The organism is Methanosarcina subterranea (assembly GCF_055385895.1).
The window spans coordinates 4,286,353-4,312,329 of sequence record NZ_AP042426.1 but is presented as its reverse complement, the minus strand read 5'-3'; the positions used below and the strand labels follow the sequence as shown (position 1 = coordinate 4,312,329).

23 protein-coding genes are annotated in these 25,977 nt (G+C 44.1%); 18 read left to right on the top strand and 5 right to left on the bottom strand.

What is annotated here, in order from left to right; translation table 11 throughout:
* Positions 1-219: 219 nt before the first annotated feature.
* Complete coding sequence (locus tag ACZ5A8_RS18810; RefSeq protein ID WP_464530886.1) at positions 220-2,430, top strand: S-layer protein domain-containing protein; 2,211 nt, start codon at positions 220-222, stop codon at positions 2,428-2,430.
* Positions 2,431-2,950: 520 nt separating this feature from the next.
* On the opposite strand, the gene ACZ5A8_RS18805 is transcribed toward ACZ5A8_RS18810, so the two are convergent.
* Positions 2,951-3,670: a DUF1614 domain-containing protein gene (locus ACZ5A8_RS18805; protein WP_229390101.1), complete on the bottom strand. Its 720-nt coding sequence runs from the start codon at positions 3,668-3,670 to the stop codon at positions 2,951-2,953.
* A gap of 191 nt (positions 3,671-3,861) precedes the next feature.
* Positions 3,862-4,737 (bottom strand): DNA integrity scanning protein DisA nucleotide-binding domain protein, encoded by an 876-nt coding sequence (locus tag ACZ5A8_RS18800; RefSeq protein ID WP_464530884.1) that lies wholly within the window; start codon positions 4,735-4,737, stop codon positions 3,862-3,864.
* A 438-nt stretch (positions 4,738-5,175) separates the two neighbouring features.
* On the opposite strand from ACZ5A8_RS18800, the gene thpR reads away from it, so the two are divergent.
* Positions 5,176-5,721, top strand: coding sequence for an RNA 2',3'-cyclic phosphodiesterase (gene thpR, locus ACZ5A8_RS18795; protein ID WP_464534204.1), 546 nt, complete (start codon positions 5,176-5,178; stop codon positions 5,719-5,721).
* 101 nt (positions 5,722-5,822) lie between these two features.
* On the opposite strand, the gene ACZ5A8_RS18790 is transcribed toward thpR, so the two are convergent.
* Positions 5,823-6,848 carry an FAD:protein FMN transferase gene (locus tag ACZ5A8_RS18790; protein ID WP_464530883.1) on the bottom strand — a complete coding sequence of 342 codons (1,026 nt, stop codon included), beginning with the start codon at positions 6,846-6,848 and terminating at the stop codon, positions 5,823-5,825.
* A 1,130-nt stretch (positions 6,849-7,978) separates the two neighbouring features.
* Here ACZ5A8_RS18790 and mmcA point away from each other — a divergent pair.
* The 8 genes from mmcA to ACZ5A8_RS18750 are packed head-to-tail and all read left to right on the top strand — an operon-like array spanning position 7,979 to position 14,680.
* Entirely contained in the window at positions 7,979-9,478 is a 1,500-nt protein-coding gene (gene mmcA, locus ACZ5A8_RS18785) for a methanogenesis multiheme c-type cytochrome (protein ID WP_464530881.1), read from the top strand.
* A 4-nt stretch (positions 9,479-9,482) separates the two neighbouring features.
* Complete coding sequence (rnfC, locus tag ACZ5A8_RS18780; protein ID WP_464530880.1) at positions 9,483-10,796, top strand: Rnf electron transport complex subunit RnfC; 1,314 nt, start codon at positions 9,483-9,485, stop codon at positions 10,794-10,796.
* Between the two features lie 4 nt (positions 10,797-10,800).
* Positions 10,801-11,700, top strand: a complete 900-nt coding sequence (rnfD, locus tag ACZ5A8_RS18775) for an Rnf electron transport complex subunit RnfD (RefSeq protein ID WP_464530879.1) — start codon at positions 10,801-10,803, stop codon at positions 11,698-11,700.
* On the top strand, positions 11,697-12,257 hold the full coding sequence (rnfG, locus tag ACZ5A8_RS18770; RefSeq protein ID WP_464530877.1) for an Rnf electron transport complex subunit RnfG: 561 nt from the start codon (positions 11,697-11,699) through the stop codon (positions 12,255-12,257). The genes rnfD and rnfG overlap by 4 nt, the downstream gene beginning before the upstream one ends.
* A 5-nt stretch (positions 12,258-12,262) precedes the next feature.
* Positions 12,263-12,895, top strand: coding sequence for an Rnf electron transport complex subunit RnfE (gene rnfE, locus ACZ5A8_RS18765; protein WP_464530875.1), 633 nt, complete (start codon positions 12,263-12,265; stop codon positions 12,893-12,895).
* 1 nt (position 12,896) lies between these two features.
* Complete coding sequence (gene rnfA / locus ACZ5A8_RS18760; protein ID WP_464530873.1) at positions 12,897-13,487, top strand: Rnf electron transport complex subunit RnfA; 591 nt, start codon at positions 12,897-12,899, stop codon at positions 13,485-13,487.
* A complete protein-coding gene (locus tag ACZ5A8_RS18755; RefSeq protein WP_322223069.1) occupies positions 13,484-14,296 on the top strand; it encodes a Fe-S cluster domain-containing protein in 813 nt (270 codons plus the stop codon). Before rnfA ends, ACZ5A8_RS18755 begins: the two co-directional genes overlap by 4 nt.
* Before the next feature lie 48 nt (positions 14,297-14,344).
* Positions 14,345-14,680 carry a DUF4870 domain-containing protein gene (locus tag ACZ5A8_RS18750; RefSeq protein ID WP_229390092.1) on the top strand — a complete coding sequence of 112 codons (336 nt, stop codon included), beginning with the start codon at positions 14,345-14,347 and terminating at the stop codon, positions 14,678-14,680.
* Positions 14,681-14,920: 240 nt separating this feature from the next.
* On the opposite strand, the gene ACZ5A8_RS18745 is transcribed toward ACZ5A8_RS18750, so the two are convergent.
* A complete protein-coding gene (locus ACZ5A8_RS18745) occupies positions 14,921-15,973 on the bottom strand; it encodes a 4Fe-4S binding protein (RefSeq protein ID WP_464530872.1) in 1,053 nt (350 codons plus the stop codon).
* A gap of 470 nt (positions 15,974-16,443) precedes the next feature.
* On the opposite strand from ACZ5A8_RS18745, the gene ACZ5A8_RS18740 reads away from it, so the two are divergent.
* The 3 genes from ACZ5A8_RS18740 to ACZ5A8_RS18730 all read left to right on the top strand — a co-directional run bounded on the left by ACZ5A8_RS18740 (position 16,444) and on the right by ACZ5A8_RS18730 (position 18,550).
* Complete coding sequence (locus ACZ5A8_RS18740; RefSeq protein WP_464530870.1) at positions 16,444-17,463, top strand: replication factor C small subunit; 1,020 nt, start codon at positions 16,444-16,446, stop codon at positions 17,461-17,463.
* Between the two features lie 136 nt (positions 17,464-17,599).
* Positions 17,600-18,112, top strand: a complete 513-nt coding sequence (locus tag ACZ5A8_RS18735) for a COG2426 family protein (RefSeq protein ID WP_322222644.1) — start codon at positions 17,600-17,602, stop codon at positions 18,110-18,112.
* A 174-nt stretch (positions 18,113-18,286) separates the two neighbouring features.
* On the top strand, positions 18,287-18,550 hold the full coding sequence (locus ACZ5A8_RS18730) for a 4Fe-4S dicluster domain-containing protein (protein ID WP_229390089.1): 264 nt from the start codon (positions 18,287-18,289) through the stop codon (positions 18,548-18,550).
* 281 nt (positions 18,551-18,831) lie between these two features.
* On the opposite strand, the gene ACZ5A8_RS18725 is transcribed toward ACZ5A8_RS18730, so the two are convergent.
* Positions 18,832-19,044, bottom strand: a complete 213-nt coding sequence (locus tag ACZ5A8_RS18725) for a histone family protein (RefSeq protein ID WP_011033762.1) — start codon at positions 19,042-19,044, stop codon at positions 18,832-18,834.
* A gap of 449 nt (positions 19,045-19,493) precedes the next feature.
* Between ACZ5A8_RS18725 and ACZ5A8_RS18720 the strand changes: the two genes are divergently transcribed.
* The 5 genes from ACZ5A8_RS18720 (at position 19,494) to ACZ5A8_RS18700 (ending at position 25,913) form a co-directional block, all read left to right on the top strand.
* Complete coding sequence (locus tag ACZ5A8_RS18720) at positions 19,494-20,441, top strand: class I SAM-dependent methyltransferase (protein ID WP_464530868.1); 948 nt, start codon at positions 19,494-19,496, stop codon at positions 20,439-20,441.
* 550 nt (positions 20,442-20,991) lie between these two features.
* Positions 20,992-22,710, top strand: a complete 1,719-nt coding sequence (gene oadA, locus ACZ5A8_RS18715; RefSeq protein ID WP_464530866.1) for a sodium-extruding oxaloacetate decarboxylase subunit alpha — start codon at positions 20,992-20,994, stop codon at positions 22,708-22,710.
* A gap of 22 nt (positions 22,711-22,732) precedes the next feature.
* Positions 22,733-24,214 (top strand): acetyl-CoA carboxylase biotin carboxylase subunit, encoded by a 1,482-nt coding sequence (locus ACZ5A8_RS18710; protein WP_464530865.1) that lies wholly within the window; start codon positions 22,733-22,735, stop codon positions 24,212-24,214.
* A 117-nt stretch (positions 24,215-24,331) separates the two neighbouring features.
* The gene (locus ACZ5A8_RS18705; protein ID WP_229390086.1) at positions 24,332-25,309 is read left to right on the top strand and encodes a biotin--[acetyl-CoA-carboxylase] ligase; all 978 of its coding nucleotides are present in this window, start codon (positions 24,332-24,334) and stop codon (positions 25,307-25,309) included.
* Positions 25,293-25,913, top strand: coding sequence for an S-layer protein domain-containing protein (locus tag ACZ5A8_RS18700; RefSeq protein WP_464530864.1), 621 nt, complete (start codon positions 25,293-25,295; stop codon positions 25,911-25,913). The genes ACZ5A8_RS18705 and ACZ5A8_RS18700 overlap by 17 nt, the downstream gene beginning before the upstream one ends.
* Positions 25,914-25,977: the final 64 nt, after the last annotated feature.

Here is a 25,977-nt window from a genome sequence, read left to right as displayed (position 1 = left end):
TGAGATTATTTTTCTTTTCTTTCAGTTAAAACTAGTAAGATTTATTAACTAATTGTCTCTATTTGTTGTTACAATTTGTCTTATTTATAACAACATTTGTTTCTTGTTTCCCTCTGTGTACGCTTTAATTAATAAGTTTCAATAGAAATGAGCGGTGATATTATGAATTACAGTATCCAAAAAACTTTATCTTCACTTTTTATTGCATTTACAATCTGTTTGGTACTCCCGCCTCTTGGCCTCGCAGCTCCTGCCATATTCGGAGCTCCTTTTGACACCAATGCAACCTCATCAGATGGGTTTTGCTGGGATGCAACCACTTTTGGCGGCTTTAATTATCCTGTGAACAAACACAAAGATTTCGTTGCTTCTGAGAACTGGTGGGGAGAGCGCCTTCAGTACATTGAGAAAAATGGGCAGGACGAACTTGGAAAAGACAATCCCGGAAACAATGTTATAGGTGAAGAAGAACTTGTGTATTCTACAAAGCCGTTTTCCAACAAATACGAACTTGTTTCCGACCTCGAGCTCAATTCGGAGACAACTCCTGCAAAACTTGGTGGAATGTTTTACTACAAAATTCCATTGTTTGGAAAACCGTATGTCACCGTTGAAAATGATGCAAGGCAGCTTGCAAATATTGTAATCAGCCAGGGCAGCAGTGACAAAAAAATGCTTAAAGCCGGGGAGACATGGGAGCTCGGAAAAGGCTATTCGTTAACCGTAAACCAGGTTGATGTAGAGGGCAATAAGGTCTGGTTCTCTTTATCTAAAAATGGGGAAGAACTTGAGTCCGGAATCGTGGAAGCTGACGGGACCGTAGAAAATCAAACCTTTACCGCAACTACGGACTTCGGAGACGGAAAGGATCAGCTCTACTTCATTACTTATGTGGACTCTGTTTTCGTAAGTTCATTTTATTCTTTTGCCGTCTTCAAGTATACCTGGCTTATTGATAAAGAAGATATCACGGTAATTAAAACAGGAGATGAGTATCAGGGTTTTGAGGTAAAAGAAGCTTCAGAAGACGGGCTCGTTCTCAAAAACTCAAAGTCAATCTCCCTTAATCTGGATAAGGACAAAAAAACTTACTTTACCGACTCCTGGTATTTCCAGACCTCGGATAAGGGAAAGGGCAGTACATCTCCTGCTGGATATATTATTTTTCCTGCAAAAGAACTGAGCAGTCCTGGAAATTATACTCTGAGAGGTCTACCTCTTGACACAAATGAGACTTCATCCGATAGTTTTTGCTGGAATGCGACTACGTTTGGCGGCTTTGTCTATCCCATAAACAAGCACAAGGATTTTGTAGCGTCCGAAAACTGGTGGGGTGAACGCTTGCAGTACGTAGAAATAGATGGTCAGGACGAGCTTGGAAAAAGTAGCCCCGGAAACCACGTTATAGGTGAAGAAGAACTCGTGTATTCTACAAGGCGGTTTTCCAACAAATACGAACTTGTTTCCGACCTCGAGCTCAATTCGGAGACAACTCCTGCAAAACTTGGTGGAATGTTCTTCTACAAACTTGCATGGTTCGGTAAACAATACGTTACGATTGAAAACGATACAAGACAGCTTGCAAATCTTGTTGTCAGCCAGAGCGGCAATGATAAAAAGGAGCTTAAAGCCGGTGAGGACTGGGAGCTCGGTAAAGGCTATTCGTTAACCGTAAATCAGGTTGACGCAGAGGGCAATAAAGTCTGGTTCTCCCTCTCTAAAAATGGGGAAGAACTCGAGTCAGCGATTGTGGATGCCGACGGAACTGTTGAAAATCAGACCTTCACCGCAACTGCAAATTTTGGAGATGGAAAAGACCAGCTCTACTTCGTTACCTATGTAGATTCTGTTTTTGCGGGTGCTTTTGACTCTTTTGCAGTGTTCAAGTATACCTGGTTAATCGACAGGGATGACACTCTGATTATTAGTAATGGGGATGAATACCAGGGTTTTGAAGTAAAGGAAACTTCTAAAGATGGCATTGTCCTGGAAAATTCAAAGTCAATCATTCTGAATCTGGATAAGGATATAAAGAACTACTTTACTGACTCCTGGTATTTCCAGACCTCAGATGAGGGAAAAGGCAGTACCTCTTCGAGCGGATATATTATTTACCCTGCAACGGATGTTTTTATTGAAGACAAAAATGCCACTGACCCGGCAGATAATAACACTTTTACAGGAGAGAACAACGTGACAGATAAGGTATCGGGTTCAAATGAATCCGAAAACATCTCTCTTGATTACAGGGGAGCATCTCCTTCCGAAATAGCTTTCGCGGATTCTGAAGATAACAATAATCATCCTGAAGAAAAAACAGGAGAAAAATCTCCGGTAAAACTTCCGGGCTTCGGGATAATTTCCGGGATTATAGGGATTACAGTCTGCAGAGCTCTTAAAAGAAAGAGTCAATCCGTTATTCTCAGGTGAGGCATATAATAGAGTTTTGTTCTCTAAGAGGTTTATCTTCGTAGGGAATCATCTCTCGTGCTTCTTTTTTATCTCTTCTTTTTTCAGGTCATCAATCGTTACATTGTTGATAACTCGAATTAGGATTTGCCAGAATTTTGTCACGTTCGATGCAGGAGAGCAATCTTCATCCATAAAGATAAAAAGAAGATATCAGGCAAATAGCAATTTACGCCTGTTTTTCTTGCTTTTTCTGTTTTTGAAGCTTCTTTCTGCTTCTTTCTTTTTTGAAGGCCTTCCGGGAAAGCTGAAGAAGGCTTTTGTATTTACCTGAATTGAAAAACATCCGGAGTTAAGGAAAGTAATCTCTCAGGCCCGAAGAATTTTTTTTCAGTGATTATCTCTTAATTGCGGTGCTGATTACAGGTTTTTTTATCTGGCTTACAGGTGGGCCCAAGCTCATTACGCGAAGGGATAAAACTAGAGAAGTTTTTTCCTGGCTCCGTAATAAATCAAAATATTAATCAGAGACTGCCTTTTTTCAGATAAGGAGAAGGGCAATAAACCCGCTTAAAAAAATTCCATCAAAGGTTCCTGCCCCTCCAATGCTTGCAACAGGGGCTCCCAGGTTCTTAATTTTCCCCAGATTAAAAATGTCAGCTCCTATGAGGGTCCCAAGCACTCCTCCTGTATAAGCAATGATAACACGGCATGATTCAGCAGGACAATCAGGGATATGGACAACCGAAGTAAGAAGGACTGCAGTAAGAACAGCAGTCAGGGGTGGGATCAGAGCCGGAGTAGCAATGCCTACTCCTCTAATTGGCCTTGCTACAGAATAGGTTATAGCTGCAACAATTACCACACCGGCTCCTGCAAGAAGTAAAGAAGAAGGGAATTGTGTAAGAAGGTAAATGGAAATAAGGACAGGAATAACTGCTCCTCCAACATTGATAGCAAGTACCGTTTCGTTTTTGACCATCTGTCGGATAGGAATTCTGTAGGAAATCCCGAAGACCTTTATATAATTTTCTTTGACAACCGGAATGTCAGACTTCAGAGTTGTCAGTGGGATATTGATCCCGCTTCCAAGGAGAGACAGGAGCAGGATTAAGAGTGCATCTTCTGCTGAGAATCCTATTTTCATGAAGGCAGAAACAATAACTCCCAGAAACAGAGACCCAAGCCCGAAGACCATTATGAGAATTAACAAGAAAAGAAATCTAAGGCTAAAAGGCATGTAGAAAATCTGTCTACTCATCGAACCATCCTCTTTTCTCCGGCTTTCTGCATATTAAGAGGTATGTACATTCTCTTTATTAATGAGTATCCGTTTTCACTCGAATTTCCATATCTGCACCGGAAGACTCTAAAAAATAGGCAGTTAAAAGAAGGGAGTTAAAAGCAGGATGTTAAAAACAGGCAGTTAAAATATTTTCCTGCGTGCCAGGTTCAGATATATCTGGTTGCAGGCTGTAAGGATTCCATACAGATTGTTTCTTTTGCATCTTTGTATACTCTGAGGACTCCGCCCGACTCTGACACTGTTATTGAGATTGCTACCGTATCCCTGCTTATGGCGGCGGCTGAGACATGGCGCCCTCCCAGTCCTTTTTCAATATCAATATTTTTTCCGTCAACATCAAGATATCGTCCTGCTGCACGGATAAGGCCCATTTCATCTATCACAAAAACTCCGTCAAGCTGGGCAAATTCCTTTATGGACTCCCAGTTTTTCTTGTCAAGGATGTTCCTGTGAATTTCCTCATGACCTGCATACGGGTTAAGAATTATCTGGTGAGAACGTTTCAGGACTTCTTCGGAATCTCCTACGATAAAAGCAGCTCCTATTTTTTTTCCTTCCCTGCCTGTGAGGGCGATATCAAAAGCAATTTTCAGGACTGCACTCATGACTTCCGGCCTGACTCTCTCTTCACATTCTTTCATTGCTTTTACAAGGGGGTTTTCATCGAGGTTGTGGACTATAATAGAGCTGGAACCGCGAGTTTCGACAACACCTACAACAATCCCGCTTCTGGGGCTCCCAAGTGCGTACTCTATGGCTGCGGCATGCTGCAGGTGATCAACATTTCCCGAAGCTTCCCGGTTGAGTTGATCGCTGAGTTCTTTTGCAGGGCTTTTTCCTTCTTTGCTGGTTGCTACAAGGTGGTCTATTATGCTTTTCGGACGCATGGAAATGTAATATACCGGAACTCCTCCGGTCTCGATCCCCTCAAAGCTCATATCTCCGGAGACCATAATTGCGGCAGCACCAAGTTCCTGGGAAATGCGGGCCGCCGCTTCTGCAATTATACGTGTTCTGTCCATGTCGTCCACCTCTTTTTATTTTATTCAACCATGTTGCAGTCCTGCTGTTTCACTCTTAGTTCTTTTATATTCTGCTGTTTGATTTTGAAGTTAATTATTATTTCTTTGGGCTAATGTTATTTTCATAGGTTAACATTATTTCTCAGAGTTAACATTAATGGTAATTATACATATAATAATACTGTTAACAAGCCTGTTTGTTGTGTAGCAATATCTGATATAATAATTGCTCTGTGGTTGACCCTATTTCTCTCTTTTTCTTATCATTTTTTCTCAGCTCATTCTACTTATTCCCTTTTATTTTTTTAAATGCAGTCCTGATTAATACGGGTTTACAATTTTTTCTGGAAACAGTGTCATGAATCCGTTTTTTCCTGATATGCAGGCTGACAGAAACATTTTTCTGTTTTTCCCTTCTTATTTATACTGGTGAAAGCTTTGATCAGGACATTCATAGCAGTGGAACTGGACCCGAGTTTTGGTGAAAAAATTCGCCAGATTCAGGAACGATTTTCCGATTTTGACCTGAAGTTTGTTAACCCTGAAATCGTTCACATAACTTTGAAGTTTCTCGGTGATATTGAAGAATCAATAGTTAAACCTCTGGAAGAGGCCCTTGATTCCCTTATGTGTGAGCCTTTCGAAGCAAGAATTGAGGGTCTCGGTGTTTTTCCAAAACCTTCAAACCCTAAAGTCCTGTGGTTGGGAGCAACAGGAAACTTCGAAACTCTCCATGCTGATGTGGAAACAGTACTGAAGCCCTTTAAGTTCAAAGAGGATGACAGGGCATTTACTGCCCATGCTACTCTTGCCAGGGTAAAAACCCTGAGTAAAGACCAAAAAAGTGCTTTTGCAGATATTCTGAATGAATTAAAAGATACCAGACTGGGCAGCATGCAGGTAAATAAAGTGCTTCTGAAGAAAAGCACTCTAACTCCGTACGGTCCTATTTATGAGACCCTGCACACGGTATACCTGGACTGACAGGTCTTCTTGCGCTGGACTGCATCAGTCCTCCACAACCCTGATCAGTTTCTTTTGTGTATCCTTAAGACAACAAGACAACACTTCAAATAGATTTAATTTCAGCTGTACCCTTCGGCTTCATATTCCCTAAATCCACCCGAATATACAAGTCTGCGGTCTTCTGTTATTATGAGGCATTCAACACTTTCGAGATTTTCTATCATCTCAAGCCCTTCTTCTTCTCCCATCACAAAGGTCGCGGTTGCAAAAGCGTCGGCGTCAATAGCGTTTCTGGCAATTACCGTGCTGCTAATAATGCCTTGTGAAGGGTACCCTGTTCTCGGGTCCGAGATGTGCGATACTCTTACTGACTCATTAAAGTAACGTTCGTAATTTCCGCTTGTTGCTACTGCAATATCACGAGCTTCGATAGCCGTAACATATTGTTCGTTTCTGTCCGGGTTCTGAAGACCTACCATCCAGGGCGTACCGTCAGGCTTCTGACCTATGTATTTCCCGTCTCCCCCTGCATTAACGAAAGCGTTTTCAATCCCGTTTTTCTTTAAGGACTCGATTGCTTTATCTACCGCATAGCCCTTTGCGATTCCTCCCAGGGCTACTTTCATCCCCGGTTTCAGGCTTACGTTCCCATTCTCGGTACTTATTTCCGAGTAATTTACGAGTCTTAGAGTTTCGTTCAGTTCATCTGAAGTTGGGGGTTCCTGCGATCCTCCTGGAAGGAATTTACTTTTCCAGAGGTCAAGTACTGGCTGGATGGTGATATCAAAGGCTCCTCCGCTTTTCTCCGAATAATACTTTGACTGCTCTATTACGTAAGTAAAAGCAGGATCAGCATTTTCAACTTCTCCTCGGGTGTTCAAGATATTAAGTTGGCTATCTTCTTTTGAGGGGCTCATAAGAGCGTCAACTCTATATATCTCATTAAAGGCATCATCTATTGCCTTCGAAGCCTCGCTTTCATTTGAAGCATATATGGCTACCGTAACTGTAGTATCCATGATGCTTCTCGTCTGTTGAAACTCCTGAAGTTCTCCACTCTCTTCAGGCTCAGACTGCAAACAGCCTGATACTAGAATGGATAATACCAGTAAAAACGCAAATAGTATTTTGTATTTTGAATCCATGCTTTATCAATTTTGCCTGCTTGTTTTTTAAGCTTGGGTTATTTTTAATATCCGATCCAGATTTCTTTTCACCGGTAAAGAGGTAAAAATAAAATTGGAAGGAGATTCCGGTTTCGTTCTCTATTTGATCGTCTTTTTATTTACGGTGTTTTTCCTTTACCTTTTAATTCTTTCTTCCTATTCTATCTCTTTGTTTTTTCTGTGCTATATATTTTTATTTATATGAGATCTATTATGTCTTTTCAGACTCTTTCGGGCTCTTTCGGGCTCTCTCGGGCTCTTTCAAGCTCTTCCAGACTCTTTAGTTGTCTCTTTTGTTTGTCGTATCTGTCCTATTTTATATGCGAACGTTCTGTAATTATTCTTTTTTATTTACTGGTTAGCTCATGATTAATGATTAACAACTTATCAATTATTGATTACTTAAAAATTTAACAAATTTTATATAAATCTTATGTTATTATATCGTTATGGGGTTTTTCCTGTGTTCGGAGGTTTAATCTCTGGTTCTTTATCCCAGGTCATTTGTGTATATACCCCTCCTGATTTTAATGTATAATCATGTATATTTTCTTTAGAAAACTATATATATTAAAAAAGTGTAATTTTTAACTTATATTTCAGATATTTTATATATTTGATTAATATACGTCATGTACTATATATAAAGTATATATTTTTATTACTTTATAAAAGTCTATACAATTCCCTCAAACTTATTTCGAAAGAAATAAGTATTACCTCACGCAAACATTTTTCGTTGAAGAGGAATTTAGCTTTGTTTTTCGGAGTAAAATGGCTATCTAAAGCAAGGAAAGGAAAAAGCCGGTGATCAAAAAATCCTTCAGGAAAACCAATGATGCCAAAAAGAGCTAGGCTAGCCGTTCATGCCAGTTCCTTCTCGCTTCAGTTTTCCGTTTAATTGGTTTCCTTTCGGTCTCTGGTTGATGCCACTGGAGGTCTGGAAGGAATGGCAGTGTACACCCTCTGGCCGTGTACTCGATCCAGCCGTAAATATCCTTCAATCTCATTCATTACTCAATATAAGTTTCAAGTTGTTGAACTTTGAACTTTGTTTCTTTCCGAGCATGAACATAACAACGTGAACAAAAAAAGAGAATGTGGTCGTTATGAATAGGTTAAATCTGTTGGTGTCGGGAGTCGCTGTGCTGCTTCTCGTGGCTGCTGGTGCCTATTCTTCTCTTGGATATGCAGGGAATGATCAAATTGCATCCCACTACATGACCAAGGGAGAATGGTCCGATACGGTCTGTGGAGGCTGTCACTTCGATGTCTACGAAAATGTCAATCATTCTTATCATGTACAGGTAGATATGGATCGGTGGTCCCCCCTCACAAATTTTGATCTTGAAACATCCGGAGAAGAGGAATGGGTCAAAGAATTCGGGAAATACCATCCTGGTGGAGGTCCGCTTGCAGAATACGGCATTGGCGTTGACTGTATGATGTGCCATGAACAGTATGGTCTTTACGATTTCGAAGCCCGTGCCGAGAAGATCGAAAAGGGAGAGTACGATGATGCAAACAGGGCAGCCATGGTAAATTCCAGCCTTGCTGCAAGGACTAATTCTGTACAGTTTTTTGTCTATAATGCTAACCTGCTTACCCCCTACCCCCTGCTGATCGTTTTCCATGATGATGTAAATGGAGCTCCTTCACATACCTCCTGTGCTGAAAAGTGTCACATCCAGGACGTGGAAAAGAGAGCTGTAACCTGGGGCAGTGAGGAAACCTATGCAGAGTTCGATGCCCATGCAAAAGAAGGTGTTGAATGTGCTGAATGTCATCACACTGAAGGTTTCATCATAACCTCAGACCATCAGATCGGGCGCGGAAATGCTTCTGATACTCCAGACCTTCCTGAGAATCACTTTGATGATACGATGCGCAGCTGTGACGATGCAGCCTGCCATGCAGGTATCTCTCATGGGGCCTTTGCAGATTCTCACATGGAATTCCTTGCCTGTGAAGCCTGTCATATCCCAATGCTTCCTGGAGGAGAACTGCCCGGTGGTAAGCCTCTCAAGACTTTCAGCTGGCAGAATGGAGAACGTGAAGATACTTATTGGGAGGAAGATTTCCAGCCTGCTCTTGCCTGGTACAACGGAAACTTCGGAGATGTTCTGCCTGCCGTGGACACAAGGAATGACACCGATGTAAAGGTGACTCCTTTCAACAATATTACCGGAACATGGTGGGATGCAGGCACTGATTCTGAAGTGCTCGCAAACCCGAACACAAGCATCTCTACAGGAGACCCGATCCCGGTAAAGTATGTAAAGGCAGCAGATGCCGATGGAGACGGTGAGGTCACAGTGGGAGAAATGCAGGCTTATGATGCCGACGGAGACGGACAGGCTGACTATCCGAATGCGGTATTGAGAACTGTGGATCTCTATTATCAGGTCTCTCACAACATCGTGAGCAGTGACGTTGGAATCGCCTCTCCTCTTACCTGTAAGGACTGTCACGGAAGCCAGGCAGTAATCGACTGGGAGTCTCTCGGTTACGTGGAAGACCCTGGAGGGGAGTCGTCAGCAGTAAAGAGTATTGATATCAGCTATACCAGGCCAAGACCTGTAGAGGTTGAAAGGGAACCTGCATTCTAAGGAGGTGACAAACCTGAGTGACGTTGTTAGACTTGACAAACTGCCTGAAAAGGCGATTATACCCATGAGGCAGCACGATGGAATTGCATGTGCTCCTCTGGTCAAGAAAGGCGAAGCAGTTATTGTCGGCCAGAAGCTGGGGGAATGCGAGGGAAGTGACCTCGCCTTTGTCCACTCCCCCTTCTGCGGGACTGTAGACTCAATAGAACTGATGCCGAATCCCAGTGGAAAAAGAATCCTCAGTGTTGTGCTCACTCCTTCTGAGTGTGCACAATCGGTTGATTTCGTGCCTGAGAAGAACGCACCTCCTTCAAGGTTAATCCAGATAATCAAGGAAGCGGGAATTGTTGAGTATTATGAAAAGCCCACATACCTTGCCCTGAAGCCTGGAAAGAGGGTCGATACCCTGCTTATGAATGCAACCTTCCCCCTTATTACCCACGCTTATCTGAACTCTCTTGACAAAGTCCTTGAAGGGTTCAGGCTTATGCTTGAAGCAAGTGGGATTCCAAGAGGGGTAATTGTTGTAAGGGCAGATGATAAGGAATCCATTAAAGCCTTCAAGAGTGCAAAGCTTGATGGTAAACCGCTTACTGTTGCTCCTATCATCGGTAAGAGGCATGCTGACTATTACCTTGAGGACGTAGAAGACCAGATACTCGTTGTTGCTGCAGGCAGAATTACCTATACCCCAACAATGATGAACCTGCTTTCAGCCAATGTAATGGGTAGAAAGCTTCCTCTCGGAGGTGAGCCTGCAGATGCGCATACAGTAGTATGTGGAGTAAAGTCTGCCAAAGCGGTATACGACGCTATATGCGAGGGCAAACCTTACCTGGAGAACGTGGTGACAGTCAAAGGGGCTGTCAACAACCCGAAGAGTATAATAGTCAGGTTCGGAACTCCGCTAAAAGATGTTATCGAAGCCTGCGGAGGCTACAAAGGCGAACCCGGGAAAATCATTGTAAACGGGTCCATGGGCGGGATAGCTGTATACACGGATGAGGCTCCGATAGTCAAAAGCACTACTGGAATAGTGGTCCAGACCAAAGAACAGGTTCTGCGGGATGAGACATCCGTCTGCATTCACTGCGCTCGCTGCGTGGATATCTGCCCTGTAAACCTGCTTCCAACCCGGATCGCATCATATTCTGACCTTGGAAAATACGATGAATGTGATCATCTGTACGCTATGAACTGTATCGAATGTGGCTCATGCGCTATGGTGTGTCCCTCAAAGAGACATCTTGTACAGTTGATAAGATACTCAAAACTTCAGATCCAGAACATGTGTGCTGAAGCAAGAGGAGGCGACTAAATAAATGGCATTTACGGTATCTCCACCTCCTCATATAAAGGAGGGTGTATCGGTTAAGGCATTAATGTGGGGAAGATTTATTGTTCTTCTCCCGTTATGTTTAGCTTCGATTTACTTATTTGGATTCTCGGCTCTCGGAACTCTTATCTCCGGGGTGCTGGGTGCAGTTTTTATCGAACTGGCAATCCAGAAAACATTTCATCAGAAAGTAACAATTGGTGACGGAAACGCAGCATATATGGGCTTGATTATTGCACTGATAGTTCCACCCTCGGCCCCTATCTGGCTGCCTTTTATAGGGGCAGTCTTCGGGGTAGGGGTTGTAAAGCATGCTTTTGGGGGGCTTGGCTCTTATATGTTCCACCCCGCTCTGGCTACCTGGGTCTTTTTGAGCCTTTCATGGCCTACTCTGATGGTTCCTGCCTCAATTCCTCAGCTTGGCTCACTCTCGGACCTGGTCCTTGAAACAGGAGCAGGGTTCCTGGCAGATGCTTCACCTATTGCCATGATTGGTGTGCTGTTTTTGATTGCCAAAAAGTACGTTGACTGGAAAATCCCTCTAGCTTATCTCCTGACAACTGTCATACTGGTAGTTTTGCTTGGAGACCCGCTTTCTTACATCATCACAGGGACTTTCTTACTTGGAGTTTTCTTCATAGCAACGGAAACATCTACATCCCCTATAACCAGAAACGGAAGGTTTGTTTATGGGGTGGCTTGCGGGTTCCTGACAGTGGTTTACGGGTATTTTACCGGGGACTATATTTCAGGGACACTCTATGGTCTGCTTCTGTCAAACGCTATCTTCCCGCTGATTGAGCGCTCCACTATTCCAAAACCTTTTGCAGCCCCGGTGATCACACACTCCGCCGCTCCCAAAGTCGTTGGAGGTGAAGAAGAATGAAAAATACACCAGTAAACATTGTTCTTAAAATGGTTGTGCTCTCAGCTCTTGCAGCTGTACTGCTTGCAGTAACCTTCGTTCCTACTCAAGCGCAATTAAAAATACTGCAGGATGAGCAAGAGAAACAGGCGTTAAAGGCAGTTCTGCCTCAAGCTGCAGATTTCGAGCCCGTAACCGGAGACCAGCTGGATGCAGACGGTGAACCTGTTGTTCTGTATTTCCGCGGAGTTGACTCTTCCGGGAATATTGTAGGGTATGCCTTCAGGAATACTCAGCCAGGTGCACAGGGCCTTGTAGAAGTTCTCGGTGGAGTAAGCTCGGATCTCAGTACCATAACAGGAATGGAAGTCATGTCCCACTCTGAAACTCCAGGTCTTGGAGCAAAAATTATTGAGCCCGGGTTTAAATCTCAGTTCTTAGATCTCCCTGTTGCAGATCTGAGCCTGACCAAGAACGGTGGAAAAGTTGATGCCATTTCCGGTGCAACCATCTCTACTGTCACGGTAGTGAACGCTCTGCACTCTGGAATTGATAATGTAAGAGCTATGGAAGGGTGATTAATATGGCTGATAGGAGTGTAGCAAGCGAATTTATGCGAGGAATTACCAAGGACAACCCTATATTTGGCCTCGTTCTCGGGCTCTGCCCGACTCTAGCTGTCACCACTTCCGTTGCAAACGGGATTGGTATGGCTGCAGGCACTATTTTTGTCCTGGTCGGTTCAAACCTGCTGGTTTCTGTATTACGAAATGAAATTCCGGATACTGTAAGGATCCCTATAGAACTTATTGTCATAGCCACTTTCGTGTCGATTGTGGATATGGTTATGGAAGCTTTCACGCCTGAGATGTATGCATCTTTAGGTGTGTATATCCCTCTTATTGTCGTGAACTGTATCGTGATCGGCCGTGCCGAAGCATATGCCCTGAAAAATGGAGTATTCTACTCGCTGATCGATGGGTTAGGTGTAGGTACAGGTTTCCTGCTAATGCTTATGCTATTAGGAGGAATAAGGGAACTTTTGGGAACAGGTGGAATCAATCTCTTTGGAATGCAGTTAATTGACCTTGTCTCCACGCTCGGATTCAACCCGATAGGTGTTATGACTTTATCTCCTGGAGCTTTCCTGACCATTGCGGTTCTGATGACCATTGTCAATTACAAGAGAATCTTAAAGGCTATGAGAGGTGCTTAAAATGGCAGATGCATCTCTATTTTCTATATTTATGGATGGAGTGTTCCTGAAGAACTTCCTTATAGTCCAGTTCCTCGGGCTTTGCTCCTTCGTGGGTGTTACAAAGGATGTAAAAAGCGCATCAGGAATGTCAGGGGCGGTCATCTTCGTTATTACGATGGCTGCTTCAGTATCATACTTCCTGTATACGTACATTCTTGTACCTTTGAGGCTGGACTACCTTACTACGATCGCATTCATCATAGTGATCGCAGCGCTTGTGCAGCTGGTAGAGTTTGTTGTCCGGAAGTTTATGCCCCCTCTGTACAGGTCGCTTGGTATTTACCTGCCTCTGATCTCCACAAACTGCGCAGTGCTCGGAGCCGTACTGCTTAATGTGATGAATGAGTACACCTTCATCCAGAGTCTTACTTTCGGGATCGCTGCAGGGCTTGGGTATACTGTTGCAATGCTCATCATGTCTTCCATACGTGAATGGAGCAGTGTCGTGTCCGTCCCAAAAGCAGTCGGAAGAGGTGTCACATATGCTTTCTTCGTTGCACTGATCATGTCAATGTCGTTTGCTAATTACTTCAAGGTGATTCCGCTATGATCGTTGCAGCAGACGTTATGCCCGTAATCATAAACACCGTTTCGGTGCTTGTAGGGCTTTGTATAGCGGTAGGCGCCATGCTGGTAATCGCATCCAAGGTCTTTAAAGTAGAAACCAATCCTCTGGTCGATGAGGTTGCCTCCCTTCTTCCGGGAGCTAACTGCGGTGGGTGCGGATTTGCCGGATGCGCTGCCTGTGCCGAAGCTATCGTCTTACAGGGTGCAGCTATCAACAGCTGCCCTGTCGGAGGATATGACGTTGCAAAACTGATCGGGGCAGTCATGGGACAGGAAGTTACAGAGTCCGAGAAGGCCTTTCCGTTTGTCCGTTGCCAGGGCGGCAATGTGAACTGTACAACCCTTTACGACTATCATGGAGTAGAAAACTGTAAAACTGCCCTGATGCTATGCGACTCAAGGAAAGGCTGTACCTACGGTTGCCTTGGTCTGGGAACATGTGTTAAAGCCTGTCAGTTCGATGCTCTCTCGATGGGAGAAAACGGGTTCCCGGTTGTGAACAAAGCTCTCTGTACAAGTTGTGGAAACTGTATTGCATCCTGTCCGAATGGCGTGCTCACCTTTGCCAGGGACTCCGAGAAAGTGCACGTGCTCTGTCGCTCCCACGATAAAGGTAAGGATGTCAAAGCTGTCTGTGAGGTCGGATGTATCGGCTGTAAGAAATGTGAAAAAGAATGTCCTGCAGGAGCTATCAAGGTCACGGAATTCCTGGCTGAAATCGACCAGGAAAAATGTACAGGCTGCGGAGCCTGCGCTGGAGTTTGTCCGCAGAAAGCAATCGAGCTCCGGTAATCCGGGCTCGTTTTTTTCTGACCTTAAACTAAAAAAGAGGTGAAAAATATGCCGTACAAAACTTTCCTTGGCTTGCCTGAAAATATAGTGGCTGCTCTTTGCTACCCTGTGGGCTGGCTCTCAGGCCTGTTCTTCTTGCTCCTTGAGCGCAAGAACAAGTTTGTCCGCTTCCATGCCATGCAGTCGGTCCTGCTCTTCATGCCGCTCGCTCTCTTTATTTTCCTTGTGGCGTGGATTCCTGTACTTGGCTGGTTCATTGCAGACGGTGCAGGGATGACAGCGATGCTGCTTATCCTTATTCCTATGTACATGGCTTTCAGGGGCTCAAAGTTCAAAATCCCCATCATAGGACAGATTGCCTATAACTTTGCCTATGGAGAATAAACGTATTTAACTTGAAAAACCGAATTGTCCTGAAAAAGGGCAATTCAACCTTTTTTTATTGAATCTTTATCTAAACTTTACTTTTGTTATTTGTTTTTGTTATTTTTTCCTGCCCTCTTTAGTTAATTAATAATCATAACTTCTCTTTTGCACCAAAATCAATCGCAATCAGCTGATTCCGAGTAGGCTGAATAGTTGAATGGAGTTCAGGATTCTTTTTGGTAAATTATCCCTGGAAAATTACTCATCTGGAACTGACTCGTACAATTTTCTTCTTTCCTGGGGCATGGCTTTGAGATACTTTTTAGCCTCTTCCGGAGATACAGCTCTGCGGGTACCGTCGGGCTCCTGTATGACCACGCCGCTTTCTATAAGCGTCCTGTATCTGGCCTTTCGGACTTCTTTGTCAGGATGGCAGACGAAGTGGCAGTTGGAACAGGTATATTCCATTCTATTTCCTGGAATCAGGCAAATAAAAAACCCACCCTTTATCTTCGGCCTTTCGAGGTAAGCTTCTATGGTACCGGGCAGAGCAGCAATGAACTCTTCATCCTTTTCAGGGATTTTAAAGCGCGCAGGAGACCAGGTAGACCACTTTCCTGAGGATTTGAGGCCTGTGAGTCCTCCGCAGACAAGGAAGCAGCGGCTATTACTTCTCCGTTTTCCGTAGCTAAACTCCTTTCCTCCAAGGGTTACAGTGACCTTCTCAACCGGGTCCACGTATCCGGAGGAACAGACTGAAAGGCAGAGTTTGCATTCGTCACAGTAGTTTTCTTTCTCTGGCAGAGGGTCTGTAGGGACTAGCTCCGCGTCCGTAACGACCGATGCCAGGACAATTGCTGATCCGTATTCTTTTGTGATAATATTTCCTGAGTATCCTAAATACCCTATCCCGGAGCGGACAGCCAGATACCTGTGGGAAATAGGGGGGTGCATTTCCTGCAGCCAGTTTTCCGTATCCTGCCGGTAAACGAAATTTGCAGCCTGAGGGACAGCTTTATATCCGTACTGCTGCAGGAATCCTGCCATTTCAAGGGCGATCCCGTTGGCAAGGGTGGTGGTCCGGACTTTATTAGTTTCAAGAGATTCATGGTTCTCTTTTTTAAAGTATGGGTCGATAAGACTCTGGTCAAAAGCCAGGGCAAAACAGATTGCCGATTTTGCTTCAGGCAGCACATAGGTCAGGTCGGCAGAAGGAGGTCCTCCTGCAAGCGTTTCAGTTGTTGCTATTCCCACTTTGAAGGCTCCAAGGGTCAGAGCCATCTCTTTGAGAGATTCGGTCAGTTCGTTCATTTTAGATTCCCCAAGCAGATTTGACAGGTATATTAGATTTCAAAGTGTTTATGTAAGGTATCTGCTATATGTTAGATCGGCATTCAAATGTACCAGTTCGCCGAAAGTATAGTAGGGTGACCTTTTGTACATTAATTTCGTAAAGTTTTTCTAAATTTGGAAGCAAAGGGTCAAAAAAAGTATAAAATAATAACAAAGATGCACCAAAAATAACCATAAAATTAATAATTAAATAGGCACATTTAAGGTGTCGAGCGAGTGGAATAACAGTTTTCGTTATTTGCCGGCCTTTAAGACCGGTATCGTTATTTGACCTATGCTATTGTTTTATGCCTTGCTTTCTAAATGTTCGTCTGTTGGCTGTTACTTCTTCAGGACACCTGTTCTTTGAAAATCAGTCGGTATATAGCAAAAATCGTAAACATTCGAAAGTTTAAATATTATCTTCTCTAATTAAGGTGCAAGCACTAATGGAGGATTCTAAGATTAAAGAAGAGATCTGGATTGAAAAATACAGGCCTGTCAGGCTGAATCAGGTAGCAGGACAGGAGGACACAATCGAGCGCCTGATGTCTTATGTGGCAACTAAAAACCTTCCTCACCTCCTCTTTTCCGGGCCTCCTGGTGTCGGGAAAACAGCTTCTGCAGTCTCAATTGCAAGAGAGATCTTCGGGGAAGATTTATGGCGAGAAAATTTTACAGAACTCAATGCTTCCGATGAAAGAGGCATTGATGTAGTTAGAAATAAGATTAAAAACTTTGCAAAAACTGCCCCTATGGGTGGAGCTCCTTTCAAGATCATTTTTCTTGATGAAGCCGATGCCCTTACCTCGGATGCGCAGTCTGCACTCCGCAGGACTATGGAAAGATTCAGCAGCAACTGCCGTTTTATCCTTTCCTGTAATTACTCTTCCAAGATCATCGAGCCTATCCAGTCCAGATGTGCAGTCTACAGGTTCAGGCGGCTTTCCGATAAAGCGATCAGAGAACGCCTTGAATACATTGCTAAAGACCAGGGCCTGTCCATTACCGAAGGCGGGTATGAAGCTCTGGTTTATGTGGCTCAGGGAGATATGAGGAAAGCTGTAAATTCCCTTCAGGCTGCTGCTTTCATTGATATAGAAAAGCCTATCTCCAGGGAAACAATTTACAGGACTACAGCAACCGCAAATCCTGATGAAATAAAGGATCTGATCGAGACTGCTCTGCGTGGAAATTTCAGAGCTGCCAGAAAAGAGCTTAACAGGCTGCTCTATGAAGAAGGGCTTTCCGGAGAGGATATTGTGGGGCAGATCTACAGGGTAGTTTCCGAAATGGATAACCTGATGATTCTTGACCTCGGGCTTTCGGAACGGGATATTGTTGGACTTGTGGATATTATCGGGGAGACCGACTTCAGGCTAACCGAAGGAGCCAGCGAGAAAATCCAGCTGGAAGCTTTACTTGCACATTTTGCTCTTTCAAGAGAAGCCGAAGCTTCAGAGCTCTGACAAGCAGGTTTTACAAGCAGTTTTATATCCAGATACCGCAGTCTCTATTTCCAGATCTATGAAAAACAGGTGAAAAAGGAATGTCTGAAGCGAGCCTTTTTCTTTCAAAAGATTCTAGTTATCACTCCTGATCATTATGTCTGTTGAAAATTTACTGGTAGAAATGCTTGGGGCTGTGCCCCACTGGTTTGCAGTAATGGTTATAGGGGCTCTTCCGATCTCTGAACTGAGAGGAGCAATTCCCGTTGCCATGGGAATTTATGGAATGGGACCGCTTGAGGCTTATTTCCTTTCTGTATTTGGAAATCTTATTCCTGTAGTTCCCCTTTTGCTTTTCCTCGAGCCAGTCTCCGGATACCTGAGGCGTTACCATATCTTCGATGTCTTTTTTACGTGGCTCTTTTCACGGACCCGTAAAAACCACAGTAAGAACTTTGAGAAATATGGACTCCTTGCCCTGACCCTTTTCGTTGCAGTACCTCTGCCGGTTACAGGGGCATGGACAGGCTGTGCAGCGGCTTTTGTATTCGGAATAAAGTTCAAGCACTCGTTTCCGGCAATCGCTGCAGGAGTAATGATAGCAGGAATCATCGTAACTGCTGTTACTATGACAGGTATGGGCCTGGCTGACCTTATTTTCGGAGTTTGACCAGGGGTCAGGCTCTTCGAAATCTTCATATACCTTAAAAATATCAAATATATCATAGACAGAACAAATATAAATTTCTCTTTATATTTGCAGCCAGTCCTGCTTTTACAGCTTCTCACACTGTATATTCTCCGTTGTCTGGCAATTCTCTGTAGTTTTTTGAGGTGATGTTTAATGGCAAAGGCAGATAAGAAAAACAAAAAAATAGTTCAGTCCGAAAAGTGTATTGGGTGCGGCATCTGTTATTCCGTTTGCCCTGTGAACGCAAAAATAATGAAAAATGATGATTTTGATCCTGAAACTGCTGAACTTGCAATCCGGATCATTGACGGGATTGCAATCATCAGTGATGAAATCTGCATCCGCTGCGGAGCCTGCTCAAAGATTTGCCCTGTGGAATCTCTCACTATAGTTGAGGTTGAATCCGCAACTGCATAATAAGGATATGTAAAAATAGGAAAAATGCTGTTTTTCAGCATTTCTTTCTTTTTAGTCCAAACACATTTTTCAGTTCTTTTTATCCATTACAGCGGCATTTGTACGATTGTGCCGGTATTTCAAAGAGCTGGCAGTCCAGTTTCTTCCGGTCCAGTTTCTTCCGGTCCAGTTTCTTTAATACTTTTTGTAATATGCTCATTTAAGTTGATGCTAAAAGTGTTGACGCTGTATGCTTACACTATCAAAATCTGAGGTTGCTTGCCTGAGATATATCTTTTAATTTACAGCATTTCTTTTGCCAGTTTTATATCCTCAGCCTTTACGGTTTTTCTCCCGGCGTGTTCTGCGAGTTTTATAGCTTCTTTTGAAATCTGAAGCCCGTATTCTTCCAGGATTTCCGTAAGAGCCATTCCTGCGCTCTCGCTTACTCTGTGGGCACCTGCTGTCCTTATTAAACGCTCGATTGGTGCAAACGGTATAACTTTTGCTGCCATATTAATCCTCCAAGCTTCTTTTTCGTTATTATAAATTCCTTCTAATCTCTGATTTTGTAATCAGATTCTATAAATACCTTTGCTTATATCGGAGTTTTCTTCACTTCTTATTCAGCTTTTAATGCTCTTTTTCCCCTTTATTTACTTTGTAAAGCCTATTTACCTCTCTTTCGGATTTTAATTATTTTTATAAAGATTCTCTAATACCTGTAAACTCTTGCCCTGATTTTTTCAATTACTTTCAGTTCTTGAAAGTACAGGAGAATACTTTTTTTGCCTCTATTATGCATCAGACCCTTCATAAATCCTGTAAATCTTTTAAACCTTTTATTTGATGGACATTGTCAATTTTTATCGCTTCGTTTTGAATCTCTTTCGGATCTCTTTTGGATCTCTTTTGGATCTTTTTTTCGAAATCTTGATATCACATTATTCGAATCTAGTCAAACATGCTCTTACAGGAACTCCTTGGCATAAATGAAGAGATCTACCTTGTAGAAGAAAGTTACACCTCCCAGAGGACTCCTGAGCGTACGCTCCAATATCTTAACAGAGTCCGAAACTTCCCGGGTGCAGGGGATATTCGGCTTATAAGGGTCAGGGAGGCAGGGCATACACTGGGATTGCTGTTTTTCAATCCTGCAGATGAAAATGTTCCTGTAAATTTCTGGTCAGTGTTCACCGGAGCCCTTGCATCAATGCCCATGAAAACCAGATTTGAGGCCCTTGCAGACTCCTTTCTTCCCTTCATCCCTCCTGAGAAGGATATTGAGCTTTCTTCCGAAACCTGGCGGAACGCAATAAATGAATATTATTCCCTTATGCTTGTTAGCCGGAACCTTTGTCCGGGCTGCTCTGTCAAACCTGAGTCCTACAAAAGTGTTTTTTCAGAAAATCGCGTAAAGAGGGTCACAGAAATTTTTGAACTTCTCCGAAAAAAAGGCTGTTACCCTGAAGGTAGGCTCCTTGAGGTCTGCTGTGGGAACGGGATGTCAACGCTCGCACTCTACAGGCTCGGGCTGGATCCCCTTGCCATAGAAATCAATAAGTGTACTGTCTGTCAGGGTCTAGAGCAGCAGGTCCTGAACCCGCAAAGGTCTGTGGTTATGGATGCAACAGCCATTTCAAGATATTTCGAGCCCGGTAGTTTTGATGCAGTAATGGGCTTTATGCTGGGGCTTGTATATGAATTTAACAAAGAGCTCTGGACCGGCATAATGAGAGAAGCTGTCTCGGTTGCAGCTGACGGGGCTGTCCTGCTCTTTACCGTAAGCAGTAAGCCTGAGATTGAAATCCTTGCCGATACTCTCCTTAAGGTCGGAGTCGAGGGAGAGATTGTGGACAATACGGATTCTGAAGGTACTTATGACCAGTGGCTCTTTGTCGGGCGAAAGTAAAAAAGTGTATTTTCCGGAAAGTAAACTTCTTTTTTATTCTTTTATTTCTTTTTTGTTTTCACTTTTATCTCGACTGTATTATTTTACTTTCTCCATCAATCCTACTTTCTCTATCAGGTATCCCGCTTCTTTATCAAGCTCATACTTTTTACTGTATCCTGATCATTTTTTATCCGGAACTTTTTGAAAAGAATATCTTCTTATGTTAACGATGCGAAAGGTATTTAGCTGTTAACAATGGTATTATTAAAAAATATTCGTATCGACGCAAGACAAATTGAGTTTTGCGGCTGTATCTGTAATATTAATTTCTCCTGCCAGATTATGCGGTGCTGGAGATTCGGTTATGCTTAATCGGATTAATCTCCTCTCCAGGTAAATTGCAGATTGCTGCAATCAACCGCCATCAGGAGATTTCTATGCTTTGACAGAACCAGATCAGAAGACAAGCCCCCGATACTCAGGAAACTCTGGAATAATCTCTCTAGAGAAGGCACAGATGAGTATTTTCAATGAATTCTGTTTTTGGTTCGATTTAAGAGGCTCATCCATGCGCGTAAAAATTACTGAAACCGTCCTCCGGGATGCACACCAGTCCCTCCTGGCAACCAGGATGCGGACAAGGGACATGCTCGAAGTGGTTGAACAACTGGACCAGATTGGGTATTTTTCCCTGGAAATGTGGGGAGGTGCCACCTTTGACTCCTGTATTCGCTACCTTAACGAAGACCCCTGGCAGCGCCTCAGGGATCTCAAGAAAAAGATGAAGAATACAGATGCTCAGATGCTTCTCCGTGGCCAGAACCTTGTAGGGTACAGGCACTATTCGGACGATGTGGTTGAAAAGTTCGTCACCAAAGCCTATGAAAACGGCATTGACATCTTCCGGGTTTTTGATGCGGTCAATGACATCCGGAACATGGAACTATCTATTAAAGTGGCAAAAGGACTGGGAGCTCATGTACAGGGCACGGTCTGCTACACCATAAGTCCGGTACATACGGTAGAAAAATACGTAGAACTTGCAAAGCAGCTCGAAGAGCTGGAATGTGACTCTCTCTGCATAAAGGATATGGCAGGGCTTCTCTCTCCCAATGAGGCTACGAAGATAATCAGTGCCATGAAAAAAGAGATCTCCATCCCCATTTCTCTTCATTGCCACTGCACCTCGGGCATGGCTCCGATGAGCTATATGGCAGCCTGTAGTGTTGGGGTAGATGTTCTGGACACAGCTCTCTCTCCTCTGGCATGGGGGACCTCCCAGCCTCCTACCGAGACCGTTGTTGCAGCCCTTAAGGGAACACCATATGATACCGGGCTTGACCTTGGAGCTTTTGAAGAAGCTGTCAGGTATTTTAAAGACCTGAAGGACAAGTACCGCGGAATTCTTGACCCTATTTCCGAACAGATAGACACCAATGTCCTTATCTACCAGATACCCGGAGGCATGCTCTCCAATCTTGTTTCCCAGCTAAAAGAGCAGAATGCCCTTGACAAGTATGCAGCTGTGCTTGATGAGATGCCAAAAGTCCGAAAAGAGCTCGGGTATCCGCCTCTTGTTACTCCTACAAGTCAGATTGTAGGCACACAGGCTGTACTTAACGTGCTCATGGGAGAACGCTATAAGGTCATTCCTAAAGAGGTAAAAGACTATGTACGCGGGCTCTACGGGCGCTCTCCTGCGCCGATTAGCCCTGAGATCATCGGAAAGATCATAGGTGATGAAGAGCCGATTCACTGCCGCCCTGCCGACCTTCTCAAGCCTGAATACGAAAAGAGAAGAAAAGAAGCAGAGGAAATGGGCATTGCAAAATCCGAAGAAGATATCCTTACATACATCCTTTACCCGGCAATTGCTCCTAAGTTCCTGAAAGGAGAAATGGAAGAAGAATCCCTGGCAGTTATTGCCCCTGCCCCTGCAACTCCTCAGGATTATGCTATCCCGACTCATTTCAGGGTTGAGGTGGACGACGAGGTTTACGAAGTCAAGATCGAGCCTCTCGGCGGAGTTTCCATCTCCGAGGCATCCCCTAAAAAGCCAGGCCCCGAATCCATCAAAGGAGGAGTCACCTGTTCAATGCAGGGCATGATACTTTCCCTTAAGGTCAAGGTAGAAGATACCGTCAAAGAAGGGGACACGGTTGCTGTTATCGAAGCCATGAAAATGGAAAACGCGGTTCATGCTCCACATTCAGGAATCATTAAGGAAATTTTTGTTTCCGAAGGGGATACTGTCGCTCCTGGTGACATAATACTGTCAATCGAATGAATTGAGCAAGGTGGAAGGTATTATGTTCAAAAAAGTACTCGTTTCAAACCGTGGTGAAATAGCAATCAGAGTCATGCGTGCCTGTCGGGAGCTTGGAATTTCCACTGTAGCTGTCTGTTCGGAGGCTGACAAAAATGCCCTTTTTGCCAAGTATGCAGATGAAGCCTACCTGATAGGCCCTGCACCTTCCAGCCAGAGTTATCTGAACATGGAAGCCATCATCGCAGTTGCAAAGGATACCGGAGCCGATGCAATCCATCCTGGCTACGGATTTCTTTCCGAAAACCCTGTCTTTGCAAAACGCTGTGAGGAAGAGGGTATCATTTTCATAGGTCCTCCAAGCCACGTAATTGCCGAAATGGGAAGCAAAATCCGAGCTAGGCACCTGATGATGAAAGCCGGAGTGCCTGTCGTGCCCGGAACAAAGGACGCAGTTGAGGATGTGGGTGAAGCTCTGGAAGTTGCTGAAAAGATCGGTTATCCGGTCCTTATCAAGGCATCTGCAGGAGGCGGTGGAATAGGAATGAAAGTTGTTCATTGCAGGGAAGAATTTGCTACATCCCTGAGTTCCACGCGGCAGATGGCAGGTTCGGCTTTCGGGGACTCTTCCGTGTTTATTGAAAAGTATGTGGAAGAGCCAAGGCACATAGAGATCCAGATACTTGCCGACTCTTATGGTAATACGGTTTACCTCTCGGACAGGGAATGCTCTATCCAGAGGAGACACCAGAAGTTAATTGAAGAGGCTCCTTCCCCTATAATGACTCCCGAACTCCGGAAGCAAATGGGGGACGCTGCTGTAAAGGTCGCAAAAGCAATCGGTTATGTAAACGCAGGGACCGTTGAATTCCTTTACTCTAAAGGAAATTTCTATTTCCTTGAAGTCAATACCCGCCTGCAGGTGGAACATGGGATCACTGAAATGGTTACGGGTATTGATATCGTAAGAGAGCAACTCAGGGTTGCCTGGGGTGAAAAACTCGAGTTTGAGCAGGAAGATATAGTTATCGATGGGCACGCAATCGAATGCAGGATAAATGCTGAGGACCCCTTAAACGATTTTGCCCCTTCCCCGGGAAAGATTCGGAGATACCGTTCTGCCGGAGGACCCGGAGTAAGAGTGGACAGCGGTGTGCATACAGGTTATACAATCTCTCCCTATTACGACTCCATGATTTCCAAACTCTGCGTCTGGTCAAGAAAAAGAGAAGACGCTATTGCCAGGATGGAAAGAGCGCTTTATGAATATGTGGTCGTAGGAGTAAAAACCAACATTCCTTTCCATAAAGCTGTTATGCGGAACCCCGCGTTTCGCAGGGGTGACCTGACAACCGGTTTCATTGAAGAGCAGAATATCCTTGAGGCTGTGGAAGAGGTCGTTAAGGCTGATAGTGAAAAAGGAGCTACTCTGGCTTCTGCTCTCGAGGCAAAAGACAAGAAGGTTGCAGCGATCACAGCTGCTGTACATGCCTATGTTAACATGGCCCAGAAAACACAGCGGTGATCCCGTTCACTCTCCGGAAAACCGGAAAGAGAGATTCCGGCCTGTTTGATATGAATAATATGTTTGGACTAAGAGAATATATACGGTGGAACGTATACATTTGTATGGGGTGCACGGATGGGAGATAAACGATCTCGAATTATTAAAGCACTTAAAGATGCACAGAAAACCCCTGTTTCTGGGGAAGAACTGGGTCTCAAGCTTGGGATTTCCAGGACTATGGTATGGAAATATATCAAATCCCTCCAGGCCGATGGATATGAAATCGAATCTTCCCCGAAGAGGGGCTATGTCCTGAAATCTGTGCCTCAACTGCTGTACCCTGATGAGATCCAGATGGGTCTCAAAACGACTCTTCTGGGGCAGAAGATCCATTACTTCGAGGAAGTTAGCTCCACCAACAGTGTTGCTAAAGAAATTGCAGCTTCCGAAGAAGAAGGAGCTCTTGTTATTGCTGAGATACAGAAGGGAGGCAGGGGCCGCATGGGCAGGGAATGGGTCTCACCCCACGGCGGAATATGGATGTCTGTGATCCTGAAGCCCGGTATTCCTCTCAGGCACGCCTCAAGGCTAACCCTTGTTACCGGGCTTGCAGTTGCAAATGTAATCCGCGACCTCGGGCTTGACGCCCGCATCAAATGGCCAAATGATGTCCGTATAAATGGAAAGAAAGTATGCGGGATCCTTACCGAAGCAAAGGCTGAAGTGGACAGGGTGGATTACGTTGTTCTCGGAATAGGGATCAATGTAAATATGGATTTAAAGGATATCCCTGAGTCTTTTCGTGCAGGCTCAACCACTCTGAAAGTTGAGCTTGGAAAACATATAAGAAGAGTTTCGTTCCTGCAGGACTTTCTCTTTGAGCTTGAACAGCAATACATAAATTTCAAGACCCAGCCATTTTCCCAGATCCTCAATGACTGGCTTGCACTCTCGGATACAATTGGTAGGGAAGTAAAGGTCACCACACCCTCCAGGATTATAGAGGGCAAAGCTGTTGGAGTAACCCCGGACGGAGCACTTATAATCCGCAAGGCAGATGATACTAAGGAAGAAATTATTGCAGGTAGATGCATTTATGCGCGCCCCAAATAAACACGGAAAAAAAGACAGGGAAGGAATGAATTTTCTCCCTGCACTTTTTTTCTCTGCCACGATCTTTTTTTTCTTTTCAATTATTATCTCTTATGTAGTTTTTCCTGTCGCAGGTGCAAATAATGAGAAGCTCTCTATTATTTTAATTGATGGAGATGAGGTTTACGTGCGGTCAGGCAACTATTACACCTTCTTGCAGGATTATCAGATTTACGTAAAAGGTGCCAATTCTGAAGGTAGCAGGGTATGGATCGAACTGCGCAGAAACGATGTTTTTCTTGAAGACTCTATTGTCGGCGAGGGCGACACTTTTGTATATTCTAATAACTCCACAGAGATTCTGAACCTTACAGTGGACACTATATATGGTGGGGCCAATGGAGTGCTGGTAAAGTTCTCTCCAGTATATCAGCACCTTAATCCAAAACTTCCTATGCCTCAGACCCCGGTAATTCCTCCTTCCAGTAGCTCTGACAATAACTCTTCTATCCCTCCTGTATTTGAAAATCAGGCAGAAGGTTTTGATCTGCCCCTTTTTCTTCTGGGGCTTGGATCTGTTCTTCTGGTAACTGGATTTTTTGCGGGAAGACACAGGAAAAAATGATTTTAAATAAGTGATTTAACTCTAAGGCGGGAAGTCCCCTTCCTCGGAGGGCGTAGCCCGACAG

Bases quoted from the DNA above. Each gene is read 5' to 3' on its own strand.
- ACZ5A8_RS18805 (WP_229390101.1), bottom strand. From the start codon at position 3,670: ATGAGTAGACAGATTTTCTACATGCCTTTTAGCCTTAGATTTCTTTTC.
- ACZ5A8_RS18800 (WP_464530884.1), bottom strand. From the start codon at position 4,737: ATGGACAGAACACGTATAATTGCAGAAGCGGCGGCCCGCATTTCCCAG.
- ACZ5A8_RS18790 (WP_464530883.1), bottom strand. From the start codon at position 6,848: ATGGATTCAAAATACAAAATACTATTTGCGTTTTTACTGGTATTATCC.
- mmcA (WP_464530881.1), top strand. From the start codon at position 7,979: ATGAATAGGTTAAATCTGTTGGTGTCGGGAGTCGCTGTGCTGCTTCTC.
- rnfD (WP_464530879.1), top strand. From the start codon at position 10,801: ATGGCATTTACGGTATCTCCACCTCCTCATATAAAGGAGGGTGTATCG.
- rnfG (WP_464530877.1), top strand. From the start codon at position 11,697: ATGAAAAATACACCAGTAAACATTGTTCTTAAAATGGTTGTGCTCTCA.
- rnfE (WP_464530875.1), top strand. From the start codon at position 12,263: ATGGCTGATAGGAGTGTAGCAAGCGAATTTATGCGAGGAATTACCAAG.
- rnfA (WP_464530873.1), top strand. From the start codon at position 12,897: ATGGCAGATGCATCTCTATTTTCTATATTTATGGATGGAGTGTTCCTG.
- ACZ5A8_RS18755 (WP_322223069.1), top strand. From the start codon at position 13,484: ATGATCGTTGCAGCAGACGTTATGCCCGTAATCATAAACACCGTTTCG.
- ACZ5A8_RS18750 (WP_229390092.1), top strand. From the start codon at position 14,345: ATGCCGTACAAAACTTTCCTTGGCTTGCCTGAAAATATAGTGGCTGCT.
- ACZ5A8_RS18745 (WP_464530872.1), bottom strand. From the start codon at position 15,973: ATGAACGAACTGACCGAATCTCTCAAAGAGATGGCTCTGACCCTTGGA.
- ACZ5A8_RS18740 (WP_464530870.1), top strand. From the start codon at position 16,444: ATGGAGGATTCTAAGATTAAAGAAGAGATCTGGATTGAAAAATACAGG.
- ACZ5A8_RS18735 (WP_322222644.1), top strand. From the start codon at position 17,600: ATGTCTGTTGAAAATTTACTGGTAGAAATGCTTGGGGCTGTGCCCCAC.
- ACZ5A8_RS18730 (WP_229390089.1), top strand. From the start codon at position 18,287: ATGGCAAAGGCAGATAAGAAAAACAAAAAAATAGTTCAGTCCGAAAAG.
- ACZ5A8_RS18725 (WP_011033762.1), bottom strand. From the start codon at position 19,044: ATGGCAGCAAAAGTTATACCGTTTGCACCAATCGAGCGTTTAATAAGG.
- ACZ5A8_RS18720 (WP_464530868.1), top strand. From the start codon at position 19,494: ATGCTCTTACAGGAACTCCTTGGCATAAATGAAGAGATCTACCTTGTA.
- oadA (WP_464530866.1), top strand. From the start codon at position 20,992: ATGCGCGTAAAAATTACTGAAACCGTCCTCCGGGATGCACACCAGTCC.
- ACZ5A8_RS18710 (WP_464530865.1), top strand. From the start codon at position 22,733: ATGTTCAAAAAAGTACTCGTTTCAAACCGTGGTGAAATAGCAATCAGA.
- ACZ5A8_RS18705 (WP_229390086.1), top strand. From the start codon at position 24,332: ATGGGAGATAAACGATCTCGAATTATTAAAGCACTTAAAGATGCACAG.
- ACZ5A8_RS18700 (WP_464530864.1), top strand. From the start codon at position 25,293: ATGCGCGCCCCAAATAAACACGGAAAAAAAGACAGGGAAGGAATGAAT.